The sequence below is a fragment of the Hydrogenophaga sp. BPS33 genome (genome assembly GCF_009859475.1).
Lineage (GTDB): Bacteria > Pseudomonadota > Gammaproteobacteria > Burkholderiales > Burkholderiaceae_C > Hydrogenophaga.
Genome location: NZ_CP044549.1, coordinates 1180291 through 1195470, shown reverse-complemented (window position 1 = coordinate 1195470; position 15180 = coordinate 1180291). Strand labels below are relative to the sequence as shown.

Annotated in this window: 13 protein-coding genes and 1 pseudogene; 8 read left to right on the top strand and 6 right to left on the bottom strand. The window is 68.0% G+C overall.

What is annotated here, in order from left to right:
- Positions 1-1209: a tetratricopeptide repeat protein gene (locus F9K07_RS05670; protein ID WP_159590223.1), complete on the bottom strand. Its 1209-nt coding sequence runs from the start codon at positions 1207-1209 to the stop codon at positions 1-3.
- Between F9K07_RS05670 and F9K07_RS05665 the strand changes: the two genes are divergently transcribed.
- The gene (locus F9K07_RS05665; RefSeq protein ID WP_159590221.1) at positions 1208-1390 is read left to right on the top strand and encodes a hypothetical protein; all 183 of its coding nucleotides are present in this window, start codon (positions 1208-1210) and stop codon (positions 1388-1390) included. The genes F9K07_RS05670 and F9K07_RS05665 overlap by 2 nt on opposite strands.
- A 61-nt stretch (positions 1391-1451) precedes the next feature.
- On the opposite strand, the gene F9K07_RS05660 is transcribed toward F9K07_RS05665, so the two are convergent.
- The 4 genes from F9K07_RS05660 to F9K07_RS05645 all read right to left on the bottom strand — a co-directional run bounded on the left by F9K07_RS05660 (position 1452) and on the right by F9K07_RS05645 (position 5513).
- Positions 1452-1844, bottom strand: a complete 393-nt coding sequence (locus F9K07_RS05660; protein WP_159590219.1) for a hypothetical protein — start codon at positions 1842-1844, stop codon at positions 1452-1454.
- Positions 1845-1877: 33 nt separating this feature from the next.
- Positions 1878-2390 (bottom strand): hypothetical protein, encoded by a 513-nt coding sequence (locus tag F9K07_RS05655; protein ID WP_159590217.1) that lies wholly within the window; start codon positions 2388-2390, stop codon positions 1878-1880.
- A 97-nt stretch (positions 2391-2487) separates the two neighbouring features.
- On the bottom strand, positions 2488-4620 hold the full coding sequence (locus F9K07_RS05650) for a TonB C-terminal domain-containing protein (protein WP_159590215.1): 2133 nt from the start codon (positions 4618-4620) through the stop codon (positions 2488-2490).
- Positions 4617-5513 carry an AraC family transcriptional regulator gene (locus F9K07_RS05645; protein ID WP_159590213.1) on the bottom strand — a complete coding sequence of 299 codons (897 nt, stop codon included), beginning with the start codon at positions 5511-5513 and terminating at the stop codon, positions 4617-4619. The genes F9K07_RS05650 and F9K07_RS05645 overlap by 4 nt, the downstream gene beginning before the upstream one ends.
- A 116-nt stretch (positions 5514-5629) precedes the next feature.
- Here F9K07_RS05645 and F9K07_RS05640 point away from each other — a divergent pair.
- The 4 genes and pseudogenes from F9K07_RS05640 to F9K07_RS05625 form a co-directional block, all read left to right on the top strand.
- Positions 5630-7306: pseudogene (locus F9K07_RS05640) on the top strand (thiamine pyrophosphate-binding protein); the annotation flags it as partial.
- A 114-nt stretch (positions 7307-7420) separates the two neighbouring features.
- Positions 7421-8872 (top strand): aldehyde dehydrogenase family protein, encoded by a 1452-nt coding sequence (locus F9K07_RS05635; protein ID WP_159596829.1) that lies wholly within the window; start codon positions 7421-7423, stop codon positions 8870-8872.
- A 36-nt stretch (positions 8873-8908) separates the two neighbouring features.
- Positions 8909-9895, top strand: a complete 987-nt coding sequence (locus F9K07_RS05630) for a Bug family tripartite tricarboxylate transporter substrate binding protein (protein ID WP_159590211.1) — start codon at positions 8909-8911, stop codon at positions 9893-9895.
- Positions 9896-10105: 210 nt separating this feature from the next.
- On the top strand, positions 10106-10528 hold the full coding sequence (locus F9K07_RS05625; protein WP_159590209.1) for a GlcG/HbpS family heme-binding protein: 423 nt from the start codon (positions 10106-10108) through the stop codon (positions 10526-10528).
- Positions 10529-10597: 69 nt separating this feature from the next.
- Here F9K07_RS05625 and F9K07_RS05620 read toward each other — a convergent pair whose 3' ends face one another.
- A complete protein-coding gene (locus tag F9K07_RS05620) occupies positions 10598-11491 on the bottom strand; it encodes a LysR family transcriptional regulator (protein ID WP_159590207.1) in 894 nt (297 codons plus the stop codon).
- Between the two features lie 152 nt (positions 11492-11643).
- Between F9K07_RS05620 and F9K07_RS05615 the strand changes: the two genes are divergently transcribed.
- The 3 genes from F9K07_RS05615 (at position 11644) to F9K07_RS05605 (ending at position 15155) form a co-directional block, all read left to right on the top strand.
- On the top strand, positions 11644-12618 hold the full coding sequence (locus F9K07_RS05615; RefSeq protein WP_159590205.1) for a Bug family tripartite tricarboxylate transporter substrate binding protein: 975 nt from the start codon (positions 11644-11646) through the stop codon (positions 12616-12618).
- An 81-nt stretch (positions 12619-12699) separates the two neighbouring features.
- Complete coding sequence (locus F9K07_RS05610) at positions 12700-13473, top strand: SDR family NAD(P)-dependent oxidoreductase (RefSeq protein ID WP_159590203.1); 774 nt, start codon at positions 12700-12702, stop codon at positions 13471-13473.
- Between the two features lie 17 nt (positions 13474-13490).
- Positions 13491-15155: a (2,3-dihydroxybenzoyl)adenylate synthase gene (locus tag F9K07_RS05605; RefSeq protein ID WP_159590201.1), complete on the top strand. Its 1665-nt coding sequence runs from the start codon at positions 13491-13493 to the stop codon at positions 15153-15155.
- Positions 15156-15180 lie beyond the last annotated feature (25 nt).

Here is a 15180-nt window from a genome sequence, read left to right as displayed (position 1 = left end):
TCAGTCCGCCGGCTCCAGCAGCACATACAAACCCATCACCGGCTTTTGCTGGTCTTCGCGCAGGGGCGCCTGCCAGGTCTGGCGCACGCGAAAACCTTGGGACTGCGCGACCTGCTCCACGTAGCCCGGGGTGTGGGCATAGCGCAGGCTGGGGCGCAGCTGCAGGCCCGGCTCCCCGCTGGCAAGTTCGACGGAAAACGCAAAACAGCCGCCCGGCTGGAGGCGTTCGCGCACGGCGGCGAACACCGCGTCGAGCGCGCCCACATAGATGAACACGTCGGCCGCCAGGATGAGATCGGCCTGGTCGCTTCGCGTCTGCAAGAAGCCAAGCAGCTCGCCGTGCACCACCTCGCGGTACACCCCAGAGGCGCGCGCCTGTTCCACCATGGCCTGCGCAAGGTCCACGCCGTCCACCGCGTCCGCGTGCGCACGGACGAGCTGGCCGCACAGGCCGGTGCCGCACCCCAGGTCGAGCACCAGCCCGTAGCGCTGGCCTGGGCCCGTCAGCGGCGCGAGCAAGCTGCTGTGGGCCTGGTACTTCAGCTGCTCGAGCAGATGGGTCTGGAAACCTTCCGCGTAGTCGTCGAACAAGGCTTCCACATAGGCGTGGGGCGGCTGCGGCGGCGCGGCTTGGCCGCCCTGCACCGAGGCCAGATAGAAGCGGTGCAGCGCCTCGTCAGCGCCGTGGGCCAGGGCTTTTTCGAAGCAGTGCGCAGCGTCGGCGTGGCGACCGAGCTCGCGCAACAGGCTGCCGCGGTGGCTCCAGGCGTCGGCCAGGGACGGGTCGAGCGCGAGCGCCCGGTCGAGCGCGTCCAGCGCCGCCGCGGGCTGCTCCAAGTGCGACAAGCACATGGCGAGCGACAGCCACAGCGGGGGCGTGGACGCCCCCAGGCGAATGCCCTGCCGCAAACACCGCACCGCATCGGCCCACTGCGATAGGGCTTCGTATGAGAGCCCAAGCGCCACCCAGGCATCGCGGTTCCCGGGGTCGGCCGCCGTGGCTTGCTGCAGTGCGGTCACGGCATCGGACCACTGCCCCAACCGGCACAGCGTCACGCCGAGGTTGGCGAGGATGGAAGGCCGCCCGGGGACGAACGCCAGCGCGGCCTCGAAGCATTGGCGGGCGTCGTTCAGTTGGTCGGCTTCGAAAAAGGCGTTGCCTTCGAAGAACAAGGCCTTGGCCCATTCGAGGGGATCGGTGTCGGTCATGGGGCGGCACCTTACACCAACACCCTTGCCGGTGAACGGAAAACGCAGAAGGCATTGGACGACCGCTGCAACGCCGCAGGCCTCGGCCACGGCGCCCTACAAGAAACTCAAGGTCGAACAGATCGAGCTGTTGCAGCCGTCCAAGCTCATCAACTATGTGATCCTGACCATGTCCACATAGAGCGAGGATCTGGCCATCCAGGGCGAGCGCTTGACAAGCTTGGCCCAAAAAGGATGAGGCGTTACGTCTTGCTGGCGTACCACGCCTGCAAGGTGTTCAAAATGTCCGTCACATTGGTGCGAAGCTGCCCAATGTCCGTTGAAGGGTTCGAGGTGACAACGCTCGCATCTGAGAAGAGCAGCATCGCGACTTTCATGAAGCACTCCCGAATGTCCTTCTGCAGCGTTTTGTTTTCGGGATCTTTCTGAAAGTCTCCCAGGAGCTGGTTCAAGCGTTTTCCCTCCGTGGCAAGTTCCCCTTGGAGTTTGGAAATATCCGCGATCGCGTCTTTGACGGACTGGGCATCCAACACCAGACGGACCTCTTCTGCGGTGGGCTTTTTTCCACTGCTGCGGGTGACCGTGGAGGTGGCTGTTGCAGCCGCTGGCGTCGTTGAAGATACGGTGTTCGTCATGATAAAACTCCTGTGTATTGCATTGCAGATTTCTCACCGCGCACGCACCCTGCGCAGTTCGTCCTTGGCGGACTCAACGCACTCTTCAAGCATGAGCAGCGTCCCCGCAGTCAGCGGAGGAATATCCAGCATCTTCAGGCATTCACCAACGTTGTTCCCCCAGATGGGAAGCTGGTGCTTCCATTGAGACAGTTCCGTGAGCGTTGCCCGAAGGTTGTTGGCTCTGTCGACCAGATCAGGTCCCTGCGTGCGCTCCGATTCCAGGAGTTTTCGGACTTCTATGACCAAGCCGTCGATTCGCGCGAGCGTTTGTGCGCTGGGGGTTCCCGCCTCCAGGGTGCGCTGAGCGTCGGCAATGCGCTGCTGAAAATCGGCGATGTAGGCGGCGCGATGGGACAAATGCTTCAACGAGGTTTCAATGTCTTTCGCAAGAAAGACCAGCGAAATTTTTTGATTGAGCGCTTGCACGTTGCCATCGTCATTCGATGCTGTACTGGCGTATGCCGGTCCAGCGTTGGGTGTTGCTGGGCGATTGGCATCGATCATGTATCGACTCCTTATGAGGGCAGGCACCTTGCACAGGCAGCACGGCATGCTGCAACGCTCACTGCGTAACCGGCCGAACGGCGGGGTTCCGCCAAGCTCAGTGCAGGCGGATGGAAGTATCAAAACTCCAGGTGCGGCGGATTTCGACCACGTCGAACTCGCGTGCCAGCGCGGGCGAGAACGCCGGGTAGTTGGCCTGGCTGCGTACGATCTCGCGAATGGCCTCGTCGATCTCGGCCACGCCGCTGGGCACCACGAAGCGCACCGACTCCACCGTGCCATCGGCGCGGATGGACACCGTCACCACCGGGCTCTGGTGCCGCTGCTTCGCGGCCTCGCGCACCAGTTCGAAGGTCATGTTCTGCTGGACCTTGTAGGCAAAGGCCTGCGCGTAGCGCACGAGCTCTTCGCTCGCGTCGGTGTAGCCGAAGATGCGGCCCCGGCGCAGGGTCTGCCAGTACTGCGGCGGCGTCTCGCGCGCGGCCGCCGCCTCGGCCTCGCGGCGCCGATCGGCCTCTTCGTTCAGTTGCCGGCCAATCGCGCGCAGGCGTTCTTCGCGCAGGGCTTCGTGGGCCAGCCGCTCGGCTTCGCGTCGGGCCGCTTCGGAGCCCGCCGCGTCCGAACGCGTGGACGGTGACGCAGCACTGGCCTGCGCCGCGCCGGCTTGCGGCGATCCAGGCGCCGGTGCACCAGCGCCCTGCGGGGCAGCCTGAGGCCCGGTTTCGGCACGGCCAGCGGCTTCGGCGGCCTGCAGCGCGGCGGCTTGCTGGGCCGCTGCTTGCTGGGCCGCTGCTTGCTGAGCCGCTTGTTGCTCGGCAGCTTGGCGATCGGCTTCCTGCTGCGCCGCGATTTGCCGTTCGCGTGCCTGCCGTTCGGCTTCGGCTCGCTCGGCGGCTTCTAGCCGTGCGGCGGCCTGCCGCTCGGCCTCCAGGCGTCCTGTTTCCGCCATTCGGGCGGCTTCCTGCTGGGCCGCCGCCATGCGTTCGACTTCCAACTGCACGGCCTCGGCATGCGCGGCGGCAGCTTGTGCGGCGGCCTGCCGCGCTGCCTCATGCTGGGCCGCGGCCCATCGCTGTTCGGCTTCCAACCGTGCGGCCTCGGCGCGTGCGGCTTCCTGCCGTGCAGCTTCCTGTCTTTGCGCCGCTTGGCGCGCGGCTTCCTCCTGCGCGGCCGCCTGGCGCGCCGCTTCTTGCCGGCGAAGCTCTTCGGCGCGCGCGGCGGCTTCGCGCTCCGCTTCCAACGCCTGTCGTGCTTGCGCCTGCTGCGCTTGGGCCTGACGCTGCGCTTCGACGCGCGCCGCCTCGCGGCGTTCGGCCTCCTGCGCTTCGGCCGCCTGCTGCGCGGCCAGGCGCTGAGCCGCCTCCCGGCGCTCGACTTCCAGGCGCGCGATGTCGGCCCGCGCCGCTTCCTGGCGCACCGCCTCTTGCTGGATCGCGAGCGCCTGGGCCGCCGCCTCGCGTGCGGCCTCGGCGCGCAAGGCCTCCAGGCGAGCGGATGCCTCTCGCGCAGCCTCTGCCCGCGCGGCCTCGACACGGGCCGCCTCCGCACGCAGGGCCTCCTGCCGTTGCGCCTCCTGCAGGCGCTGCTCGGCGGCCTGCAACGCCTGGGCTTCTCGCAATAGCCGTTGCGCGGCCAGCGCTTGTTGCGCCTGCCGCGCCTGCTCCATGGCCGCATCGGACGGCGCCACGGTCGGTGCAGCGGCGACCGTGGTCTCGGGAACGGGCAGCGGCGCGGGAGCCGGTGCCGGTGCCGGTGCCGGTGTCGGTGTCGGTGTCGGCGCCGGTGTCGGGATCGGTACGGCCTGGGGCACCACGGGCTTCTTCACCACCGATCGCACAGGAGGCGCGGGAGGCGCGGAGGAGGGCCGTTGCGCCGATGCCAATGGTGTTGGCATGGGTGTCCGTGCGGCCCGGGACGGCGCAGGATTCACCGGGGTTTCGCGAGCCGCCGTAACCGGTGCGGACGGTGCCGCGCCCGCGGCCGCTGCCGCCGCTGGCGCCGAGGGCGCGGGCTGCAACACGACCCGCAGCGCGGGCAACTCGCCACGCCGCTCCTGCCAGAGAAAGGAAAACCCAGGCGGGCCGTTGCCCTGCCCGCTCAACACCAGGCTCATCAGCAACGCATGGAAAACCGCCGACCCCAACAGCGCCCACGACAGGCGCCGGCGCTCGGGATCGACCACCACCGTGCGCGGCGACGGTGTTCGCGACCGGGTGCGGTTCGTGCTCACGGCGCCATCCCGCCACGCACACCGCTGGCCACCAAGGCCCGGTATTCCGACGGCGTGTGGCCCACGCTGCGGTTGAAGAACTTGCTGAAGTAGGCCGCGTCGTCGTAGCCGAGTTGCAACGCCACCTCGGTGACCGGCATCGAGGAATAGGCCAGCAGGCGGCGCGCCTCCAGCATCAGCCGCTCGTGCAGAATGTGCAGCGCCGATTGTTTCGTCGCGCTGCGGCAGGTGCGGCTGAGGTGATCGGGCGTGACCCCGAGCGCCTCGGCATAGAACGACAGCGGCCGGTGTTCTCGGTAGTGCTGCTCGACCAGGCCGCGGTAGCGCTGCAGCAGCGCGTCGCGCGCACCTTGCCCGCGCTCGCGCCGAAACTGCTCGCCCCGGCGCCGAAGAAACTGCACCGCCAGCAGCGTGGCGCAAGCAAGCAAAGCGTGCACGCGGCCCGGGCTCTGGGCGCGGAACTCCTGCGCCACTTGCGTGAACAGGCTCTGGCTGTCGGCCATGCCATCGCCTTCGAGTCCGGGCAATACGCAGGAGGTGGCCAGTTCGGTGTCGGCCAGGTTCGAGCCACCCAGCAGTTGCCGCAGGGTCGAGGTGGGCACCGTCACCTGGTGGCCCACGGTATCGGGCGTGTAGGTGAAGCCGTGCACCGAGCCGGGCGCGAGCATGAGCAGCACGGGCGCCTCCGCGTCGAAGTCGCTGCCATCGATGGTGCCGCGCACGTGCCCTTTCTCAAGGAATTGGAACTGGTGCAAACCCTCGTGCCGGTGCGCCGGAATCGTCCAGTCCATCTCCGCGCCGCGCACGGCGACGGATTCGTAGTGCAGGCAATCGTCCGGCTGATCGTGCCGGACTTCGCGGAAGGGGACCAGCAACAAGGGAGAGGCGCTCATGGCGAGCGATTGTCACCGGATGCCGGAAAACTACAAGGTTCGGGCCGAATCGTCCATCGCTTTGTGCGCCATGGACACGCATCATCCGCACCTCGAACGAACGACCCGAGCTCTTCATGACCCGCAACCCGCCCCCCGAAGCCCCGCCCGTGCAGGCGCCCGCCACGCAGCGCCCGCCGTTGCGCCTCACCGGCGCACAAGCGCTCGTGCAGGTGCTGCTGGCCGAGGGCGTGGACACGGTGTTCGGCATCGTGGGCGGCAAGCTCTCGCCGCTGTTCCACGCGCTCAGCCGCGAGCCGCGCATCCGCTTCATCGGCGTGCGCCACGAAGCTGCGGGGCCGATGATGGCCGCCGCCTTGCACGCCGGCACTGGCAAGATGGCCGTCGCGGTGGGTGAACTGGGGCCGGGGGGTCTCAACATGGCGTCGGGCCTGGGCTCAGCGTTCAACAACAACCTGCCGTTGCTGGCCATCACGACCAACCAGCACCGCGCCAGTTCGTATCCGCACGTCGGCTTTTTCATGGACATGGACACGGTGGCGGTGACCAGGCCATTGACCAAATGGAACGCCGTGGTCAACGACGCACGGCGCATACCCGAGCTGGCGCGGCGCGCGTTCCGCGAAGCCCTGGGCGGACGGCCCGGCCCGGTGCATCTGGACATTCCACAAGATGTGCTGGGCGAGGTGCACGCCTTTGCCGCCGACGAGTTCGAACTCGCGCCGCAGCGCTACAGAGCCACGGTGGGCCCGCGCCCGGCGTCTTCCCTGGTAGACGCAGCCGTTACCTTGTTGCGGGGCGCCAAACGCCCGCTCATCGTCGGCGGTGGCGGCGTGGTCGCGGCCGGTGCAACCCACGCACTGCGCGCGCTGGCGCAACGTTTGAACGCACCCGTGGTGCCGACCCAGATGGCGCTGGGCGTGGTGCCTTCGGACAGCCCGCACTTCATTGGCCACGGCGGCATCATCGCGGGCGAAGCGGTAAAGGTGGCGTTCGAGCGCGCCGACGTGATCGTGAGCATCGGCTGCCGCTGGTCTTCGTGGATGTGGGACGAGCGCGGCGCGTTGGCCCGGCGGCACCACCGGCTCATCAACATCAACATCGACCCGACCGCGCTGGGTAGCGCGGCGGTCCACGAGGTGGCCATGCAGGCCGACGCGGGCGAAGCCCTGCGCGACCTGCTCGCCGCGCTCGGTGACGAGCCACCGCCCGACAACACCTGGCTGGCCGAAGCGCGCGCGGTGCGCGCCCGCTACGAACGCAAGCTGGCGCTGATGGCCGCCGACACCGAAGAGACCATGCACCCGGCGGCGCTGGCCAAGGCCATCGGCGACGCCATGCCCGCCGACGCACTCGCGGTTTTCGACGGCGGCCACACCACGTTCTGGAGCAACGACCTCACGCCCGTGCACGGCGTGCGCACGCGCTTCCACGAACCGGGCATGGCGCACCTGGGCTACGGCTTGCCGGCGGCGATCGCGCTGAAGTCGCAGTTCCCGCACCAGACCGTGCTCAACATCACAGGCGACGGCGCATTCGGCTTCACGCTCAACGAGCTGGACACGGCCCGGCGCTACCGCCTGCCGGTGATCAACGTGATCCACAACAACGCGGCCTGGGGCGTGATCCGCATGGGCCAGAAAGCCGGCCTGGATTTCGAGATGGCCACCGCGCTGGAAGACACCGACTACGCCGCGATCGCACGCGGCTTCGGCTGCCATGGCGAGGTGGTCACGCGCGCCGGCGACATCGCCGCCGCGCTGCAGCGCGCGATCGACTCCGGCTTGCCCGCCGTGCTCGATTGCCGCACCAAGTTCCTGCCCCACCCCGCGGTGGGACAGTTCGTGAGCATGAACAAATACGGCTTTCAGTCGTTGACCCGTGTCGAAACCCCCAAGGAGAAACTGTTGAACGACATCCGCATGCTGATCGGTGGTGAAAAAGCCGTCGCCGAATCGGGCAAGACCTTCGAGCGGCGCAACCCGCTCGACGGCCAGGTGGCCACGCGTGCGCCAGCCGCGACCGAACAGGACGCCGTGCGCGCGGTGGAAGCCGCCGCCGCGGCCTTCCCCGCCTGGTCGGCCACCGGCCCGGGCGCGCGGCGCGCGCTGCTGCTCAAGGCCGCCACCGCGCTCGAAGCGCGCGCCGCGCAGTTCACCGCCGCCATGGCCGGCGAGACCGGCGCGGCCGCGCCCTGGGCCGGCTTCAACGTGCACCTGGCCGCCGGCATGCTGCAGGAAGCGGCCGCCATCACCACGCAGATCAGCGGCGAGGTGATTCCGTCGGACGTGCCGGGCAGCCTTGCCATGGGCCTGCGCGTGCCCGCCGGCGTGGTGCTGGGCATCGCACCGTGGAACGCGCCGGTCATCCTGGCGGTGCGTGCCATCGCCACGCCGCTGGCGTGCGGCAACACGGTGGTGCTCAAAGGTTCCGAGCTGTGCCCGGCCACGCACGGCCTGATCATCGACGCGCTGCACGATGCGGGCTTTCCGCCCGGCGTGGTGAACTTCGTCACCAACGCACCAGCCGACGCAGCCGCCGTGGTGGAAGCGATGGTGGCGCACCCGGCCGTGCGCCGCGTGAACTTCACCGGCTCCACCGGCGTGGGCAAGCTCATCGCGCAAACCTGTGCCAAGTACCTCAAACCGGTGGTGCTCGAACTCGGCGGCAAGGCGCCCTTCGTGGTGCTGGACGACGCCGACCTCGACGCCGCGGTGGACGGCGCGATCTTCGGCAGCTTCGCCAACTCGGGCCAGATCTGCATGTCCACCGAACGCCTCGTGGTCGACGCCAGCGTGGCCGACGCCTTCGTCGCCAAGCTCGCGGCGCGCGCCGTGGGCCTGCCGCTGGGCGACCCGCGCAAGGGGCCGACCGTACTCGGCTCGGTGGTCGACATGCGCACGGTCGAACGCTGCAACGCGCTGATCGACGACGCACTGGCCAAGGGCGCCACGCTGGTCTGCGGCGGCAAGGCCGAGAACACCTTGATGCCCGCGACCGTGCTGGACCACGTGACGCGCGAGATGCAGATCTACCACGAAGAAAGCTTCGGCCCGGTCAAACCGGTGGTGCGCGTGAGCGGCGTGGACGCGGCCGTGGCCTGCGCCAACGACAACCCCTATGGCCTGTCCGCCGCGGTGTTCGGCCGCGACGCGGCGCGCGCGCTGCAAGTGGCGCAGCGCATCGAGTCGGGCATCTGCCACGTGAACGGCCCGACGGTGCACGACGAAGCACAGATGCCATTCGGCGGCGTCAAAGCCTCTGGCTACGGACGCTTCGGCGGCAAGGCCGGCATCGAGGCCTTCACCGAGCTGCGCTGGATCACTTTGCAGACCACGCCGCGCCACTACCCCTTCTGATCCACTTCCATTCCACTACACGCCAGGAGACAAAACATGATGCAACGCAGAACCCTTCTTCGCGCGGGCGCGGCCCTCGGCGGCCTGGCTTCCACCGGCCTGCCCGCATGGGCGCAGGCCCCGGCCAATGCCACGCTGTGGTCGGGCTTCCCCGTGGGCGGCGGCCTGGGCGACCAGGTCGCCCGGCCGCTGATCGACAACCTGCGCGGCAAGTACCCGCAGCCCATCATCTACGACAGCAAGCCCGGCGCGGGCGGGCGCATCGCGGCCGAATTCGTCAAGCGCTCCGCGCCCGATGGCAACACCTTGTTCGGCTGCCCCAGCACGGTGATGACCTTGCACCCGCACGTGTTCAAGAAGCTGCCCTACGACACGCTCAACGACTTCACCGCCATCGCCGGCCTGGTCACCTACACGGCGGTGTTCACGGCCGGCCCGGGCCTGCCGGCCGAGATCCGCACCGTGGCCGACTACCTGAAGTGGGCCAAGGCCAACCCGAGCCAGGCCAACTATGGCGTGCCGGCCACCGGCTCCTCTTTGCACCTGGCCGGCGCGATGCTGGGCAAGCAGTCGGGCGTGGAGATGCAGGCGGTGCCGTACAAGGGCGGCGCGCCGCTGCTCACCGACCTGCGCGGCGGGCAGATTCCGGTGAGCTTCAACGTGGTGAGCGAGGTGCTGCCGCACATCCGATCGGGCAACCTGCGTGCGCTCGCGGTCTCCGCCCCGACGCGTTGGAAGGCCCTGCCCGACACGCCCACGCTGACCGAGCTCGGCTACAAAGACGTGGCCTTCGTCGACTGGCTCGCGTGGTACGGCCCGGCAGGCATGGACCGCGCCAAGGTCGCCGCGCTCAACACCGCGGTGAACGATGCACTCGCCTCGGCCGCGATGAAAGAGGTGATCGACAAGAATGGCCTGGAGGTCATGCGGGTGACACCCGACGGCCTGACCAAGGCCATCCGCGAGAATCACGCTTTCTGGGGTAACGTGGTGAAGGTCACCGGCTTCAAACCTGAGGATTAAGAACACCCCCCTGCGCCGCTGACGCGGCTTCCCCCCTCTCTAGCGCGCCTGCGGCGCTTGGAGGGGGGACGGCATCTTGGGCCGGCGGAGCCGGACCCTCGATGCCTCTGGATGAACTCCCTCTGCGCTCCAACACCTCGACCCTGCAAACCGGCCCCTCTCGAAAGAGCAAGACACACCATCCACCCGGCTCATCCATCGCATCTCACCATGACCCTCTCTCTCGACCACGCACAAACCATCATCACCGCCGCACTCGCAAAATCCAAGGAGATGGGTTACCAGCCCATGGGCATCGCGGTGCTCGACGCCGCGGGCAACCTCAAGGCCTTCGCCAGCGAAGACGGCGCGAGCATGTTCCGCTTCGACATCGCGCGCGCCAAAGCCTGGGGTGCCGTCGGCATGGGCGTGTCCAGCCGCACATTGGGCGAACGCGCCAAGGGCAACCCCAACTTCTTCGTCTCGCTCGCGGCCACGTCGGACGGCAAGTTCCTGCCGCAGACCGGTGCGGTGGTGATCAAGGACGCACAAGGCCGACTGCTGGGCGCCGTGGGCGCCAGCGGTGGCACGGGCGATGAGGACGAACTGATCTGCATGGCCGGCGTGCAAGCGGCCGGCCTCGCGCACGGCTGAAGCGGACACAAGGCCCGCACACCCAAGCCTGCGCACCCCAGAGGCATCGGGGGACGGCTACGGGGAGTCTCATGCCCTGGGCAAGCCGCGCAGCAACACGTCGCAGAAGAACTCCGACGGCGGCGACAACGGCAAGTCGGGCCGGCGCACCAGCACGATGGCGGGCGCCGGCAAGCGCTCGCGCACCGGGATCACGTCCAACAGATCGCGCGTCATCGCGAAGTCCAGCCATTGCCGGGGCAGCATGGCCAGCAGATCGGTCCGCACCAGCGCCACCTGCACCGACAAGGCCGAATGCGCGCTCAGCATCACGCGCGGCGCGGCTTGGCCGTGGGCTTTGAACAGCTGCGCCAGGTCTTGCTCGGCGTTGTGGTCGATGGTGGTGCTGGCCCACTCCGCGCCGGCCAAGGCCTTCAGGCTGCGCACGCGCGCCAACGGATGCCCCTTGCGGCAGACCACCACGCGCGTGTTGTCGCACAGGTGCTGCATGGCCAGGCCCGGCGCGGTTTTCTGTGAGGGCGCCGCGCCGAGGTAGAAGTCCAGACTGCCGTCGCGCAGCGCACCTTCCACCGATGGCATCAAACTCTCCGTGATGTTGAGCCTGACCTTGGGGTACGCGCTTCGAAAGACCGGCAAGGCATCGGGCAGCATGCCCAGGTGCGGCATGATGGACAACGCCATCGACACCGTGCCTTCGTAGCCGGGGCCGGGATGCTGCACCTCTTCGCGCGCACGCCGCGCCTCGCTGGAGATCACGCACGCCCGACGGTGAAAGCGCACGCCTTCCGCGGTCAGCACCATGCCGGTGGTCTGCCGCGCAAACAAGCTCACGCCCAACTCCCTCTCCAGCGCCCGCACGCTGCGGGTCAGCGCGGGCTGGGGCATGTCCAACCGCCGCGCGGCCGAGCGCAGGCTGCCGTGTTCCACGATGGCCATCAGGTGTTGCAACTGTTCGAGCTTCATGCAGTGGCTTCTCGCTTCTTTCCGTCAGAGGGGGATACCGTTTTCGAATCACTTTTCGAATCACGCCATCTTATTGGAATCCTGTCATTTCCCTAGAGTCCGCTTCACCCCATCGGCGGGGGATCACAGACCAACGACTCCGGAGACATGACATGAGACCGATTTCCAAGCGCCATCTCCTGCACGCAGCCTGGTTCCTGTTGGCGGCGGTCGGCACACCCGCCATCGCCCAGGCCTGGCCGACCAAACCCGTGCGCATGATCGTGCCCGTGGGCGCCGGCTCCGCGCCCGACGTGATCGCGCGCATCGTCGGCGAAAAGCTCGCCACCACCTGGGGCCAGGGCGTGGTGGTGGACAACCGGCCCGGCGCGGGCGGCATTCCCGGCATGTCGGGACTGGCGCGCTCCGCGCCCGATGGCTACACCATCGGTTTCGTGCCGGCGGCCATGGGCACCATCACGCCGCTGGTGTTCAAGAACCCGCAGTTCAACCCCGACCACGACCTGGCACCGGCCGTGACGGTGGGCATCAGCCCGCTGATGCTGGTGGTGCCCGCCACCAGCGGCATCCAGTCGATGGCGGATCTGGCGAAACACGCCAAGGCCCATCCCGGCAAGGTGAACTTCGCCGCGCCGCAGCTCAACTCGCTGCCGCACCTGGCCGGCGAGATGGTGAGCAAGGCAGGCGGCATGGGCATGTTCACCGTGCCCTACCGCACCCCGCCCGAGGCCGTGGCCGCCGTGCTCGCGGGCGACGCCGCGCTCACGGTGGACGGCGTGCCCAGCCTGCTGCCGCACATGAAATCGGGCCGCCTGCGCGCCATCGGCGTGACCTCGGCGCAGCGTTTGCCCGGCATCGACGTGCCCACCGTGGCGGAAACCTACCCCGGCTACGAAGCCATCGGCTGGTTCCAGATCATCGTGCCCGCGGGCACGCCGTCGGCCATCGTCGAGCGCATCAACGCCGACGTGAACCGCATCACCGCCTCGCCCGAGGTCATCGCACGCCTGAGTGAGCTTGGCATCTACCCGCGCCAGGACAGCGTGGCCGCGGCCCGCGCCTTCTTTGTGCAGCAACAGGGCGCGATGAAGCACCTGGTGAACGAACTCGGCGTGCAGCCGCAGTAAGCCGCTTTCCCCCAACGTCCGAAGGCGTCGGTCGAGCCGGCGCCCGGGACGAACTCACCCATACAACAGGAGAACCTCACCATGACCCAACGCAAGAAAGCCCTCGTGACCGGTGGCGGCACCGGCATCGGCCGCAGCGCCGTGCTGGCACTGGCCAGGGCCGGCTTCGACGTGGCCATCAACTACGCCTCCAGCGCCAAGGCCGCGCAGGCGGTGGCCGAAGAAGCCCAGGCCCTGGGCGCCAAGACCCTGCTGCTGCAATGCGACGTGAGCGACGATGCCGCCGTGCGCCAGATGCTGTCGAAGATCGGCGATGCCTTCGGCCACCTCGACGCCCTGGTCAACAACGCGGGCACCACCGCAACCTGGAAGGTGAAGGATCTGGAGAGCCTCAAGCTCGACGAATGGGACCGCACTTTCGCGGTCAACGTGCGCGGCAACTTCCAGGTGAGCCGCGCGGCCGTGCCGCTGCTGAAGCAGTGCAAGGCCGCCGGTGGCGAGCCCTGCATCGTGAACACCGCGAGCATTGTCGGCCTGCGCCCCGGCCCGCAGCCCCTGCCCTACGCCGCCAGCAAGGCCGCGGTGGTGAGCCTGACCAAGATGATGGCCTGGAACCTGGGGCCGGACATCCGCGTGAACGCGGTGGCGCCGGGCTGGATGGAGGGCGACTGGATGGAACGCATGCTGGGGGATAAGTACGACACGCTCATGGGCGCGCGCGCCAAGGCCACCCCGCTCAAACGCTGCGTCACCGCCGACGACGTGGCCGAGGTGATGCTGAACCTCATCACCGGCATGCGCTTCGTGACCGGAGAGGTCGTCGTCATCGACGGCGGCTTCACAAGTTCGACGTAACACCCGAGGAGACAACCATGCTTGATGGCTTCGTTCCCTTCCCCCCCGAGTACGCCGCGCGCTACCGCGCCAAGGGCTATTGGCAGGACCGCTCGCTGGCGCAGGAGTTCGACGCGGTGTTCAAGCGCCACGCGAACCGCGTGGCTCTGATCGATGGCGATGTGAGCTTCACCTACGCCGAGTTGGACCGCGCCACCACCAACCTGGCGCTAAACCTGCTTGAGCTGGGCCTGAAGCCGCTGGATCGCGTGGTGCCCACGCTGCCCAACGTGCACGAGTTCGTGGTGCTGTACTTCGCGCTGCAGAAGATCGGCTGCATCCCGATCGCCGCGCTGGTCACGCACCGCTACGCCGAGATCAGCCAGTTCGTGCAGCTCTCGGGCGCGACCACCTGCGTGTATCCCGATGCCGCGGGCGACTTCGCCTTCGCGCCGGTGATCGCCCGCGTGCAGGCCGAGAACCCGTCGCTGAAGTTCCGCCTCGTGCTCGGCGAGGCCGGCGCGGGCGAAGTCTCGCTTCGCGAGCTGATCCGAAAGCCTGCCACGCTGCCGGCCTCGCGCCTGGCCGAGATCCACATCGACCCGACCGACCCTTGCATCTTCCAGCTCTCGGGCGGCACCACCGGCATCCCGAAGTTGATCCCGCGCACCAACAACGACTACGCCTACAACTCCAAGGTGGCGGCCGAGGTTTGCGAGATCGACGCTGAGTCGGTGCTGTTGCTGGTGCTGCCCATCGCGCACAACCTCCCCTTGGCCTGCCCGGGTATCCAGGGTTTCATGTTCCAGGGTGCCAAGGTGGTGCTGCACGCCAACACCCGGCCAGTGGACATGTTCACGCTGATCGAGAAGCACAAGGTCACCCACCTGAAGGTGGTGCCCGCGCTGCTGATCCGGCTGATCAACGACGGCGCGGCCGAGCACTTCAACCTCTCCAGCCTGAAACTCATTCAGAGCGGTGGTCAGCGCATGCAGCCCGAAGTGCGCGCCAAGACGCGCGCGCTGATCCCCGGTGTGTTCGTGCAGGAGAACTTCGGCATGTCCGAAGGCACGCTGATGTTCGTGCGTGCGAGCGACCCGGAAGAGGTCAAGCTCGAAACCTGCGGCCGCCCGGTGTGCGAGGACGACGAGGTGCTGCTGCTGGACGACGAGGGCCGCGAGGTGCCCGATGGCGAGGTCGGCGAGTTCACCGTGCGCGGCCCCTACACGCTGCGCGGCTACTTCGGCGTTCCCGAGTACAACGCGCGCCAGTTCACGCCCGACGGCTTCTACCGCTCCGGCGACCTGATGCGCAAGCACCCCAGCGGCAACTACATCGTCGAAGGCCGCAAGAAGGACCTGATCAACCGCGGTGGCGAAAAGATCAGCGCCGAAGAGGTGGAGAACCTGATCCTCATGCACCCCGCGGTGCAGAACGTGGCCTGCGTGCCCATGCCCGATGAGGCCCTGGGCGAACGGATGTGCGCCTTCGTGATCCTCAGGCCCGGCCATGCATTGCATTTGAAGGAGCTCGTCGGCTTCCTGCTCACCAAGGAAATCGCCAAATTCAAGCTGCCCGAGCGGCTGGAGGCGCTGCCGGACTTTCCGGTCTCCACCTTCGGCAAGGTATCCAAGAAGGCCCTCGGTGAACTCATCGCCCACAAGCTCGCGGAAGAAGAAGCCGCCCGCCGCATTCCCCACTGAACACGACAGAGAGAAGGAGAGAAAC

What these genes read in the sequence shown, in the direction of transcription:
- F9K07_RS05665 (WP_159590221.1), top strand. Translation starts at nt 1,208, where the DNA reads ATGGGGCGGCACCTTACACCAACACCCTTGCCGGTGAACGGAAAACGC.
- F9K07_RS05670 (WP_159590223.1), bottom strand. Translation starts at nt 1,209, where the DNA reads ATGACCGACACCGATCCCCTCGAATGGGCCAAGGCCTTGTTCTTCGAA.
- F9K07_RS05660 (WP_159590219.1), bottom strand. Translation starts at nt 1,844, where the DNA reads ATGACGAACACCGTATCTTCAACGACGCCAGCGGCTGCAACAGCCACC.
- F9K07_RS05655 (WP_159590217.1), bottom strand. Translation starts at nt 2,390, where the DNA reads ATGATCGATGCCAATCGCCCAGCAACACCCAACGCTGGACCGGCATAC.
- F9K07_RS05645 (WP_159590213.1), bottom strand. Translation starts at nt 5,513, where the DNA reads ATGAGCGCCTCTCCCTTGTTGCTGGTCCCCTTCCGCGAAGTCCGGCAC.
- F9K07_RS05630 (WP_159590211.1), top strand. Translation starts at nt 8,909, where the DNA reads ATGATGCAACGCAGAACCCTTCTTCGCGCGGGCGCGGCCCTCGGCGGC.
- F9K07_RS05625 (WP_159590209.1), top strand. Translation starts at nt 10,106, where the DNA reads ATGACCCTCTCTCTCGACCACGCACAAACCATCATCACCGCCGCACTC.
- F9K07_RS05620 (WP_159590207.1), bottom strand. Translation starts at nt 11,491, where the DNA reads ATGAAGCTCGAACAGTTGCAACACCTGATGGCCATCGTGGAACACGGC.
- F9K07_RS05615 (WP_159590205.1), top strand. Translation starts at nt 11,644, where the DNA reads ATGAGACCGATTTCCAAGCGCCATCTCCTGCACGCAGCCTGGTTCCTG.
- F9K07_RS05610 (WP_159590203.1), top strand. Translation starts at nt 12,700, where the DNA reads ATGACCCAACGCAAGAAAGCCCTCGTGACCGGTGGCGGCACCGGCATC.
- F9K07_RS05605 (WP_159590201.1), top strand. Translation starts at nt 13,491, where the DNA reads ATGCTTGATGGCTTCGTTCCCTTCCCCCCCGAGTACGCCGCGCGCTAC.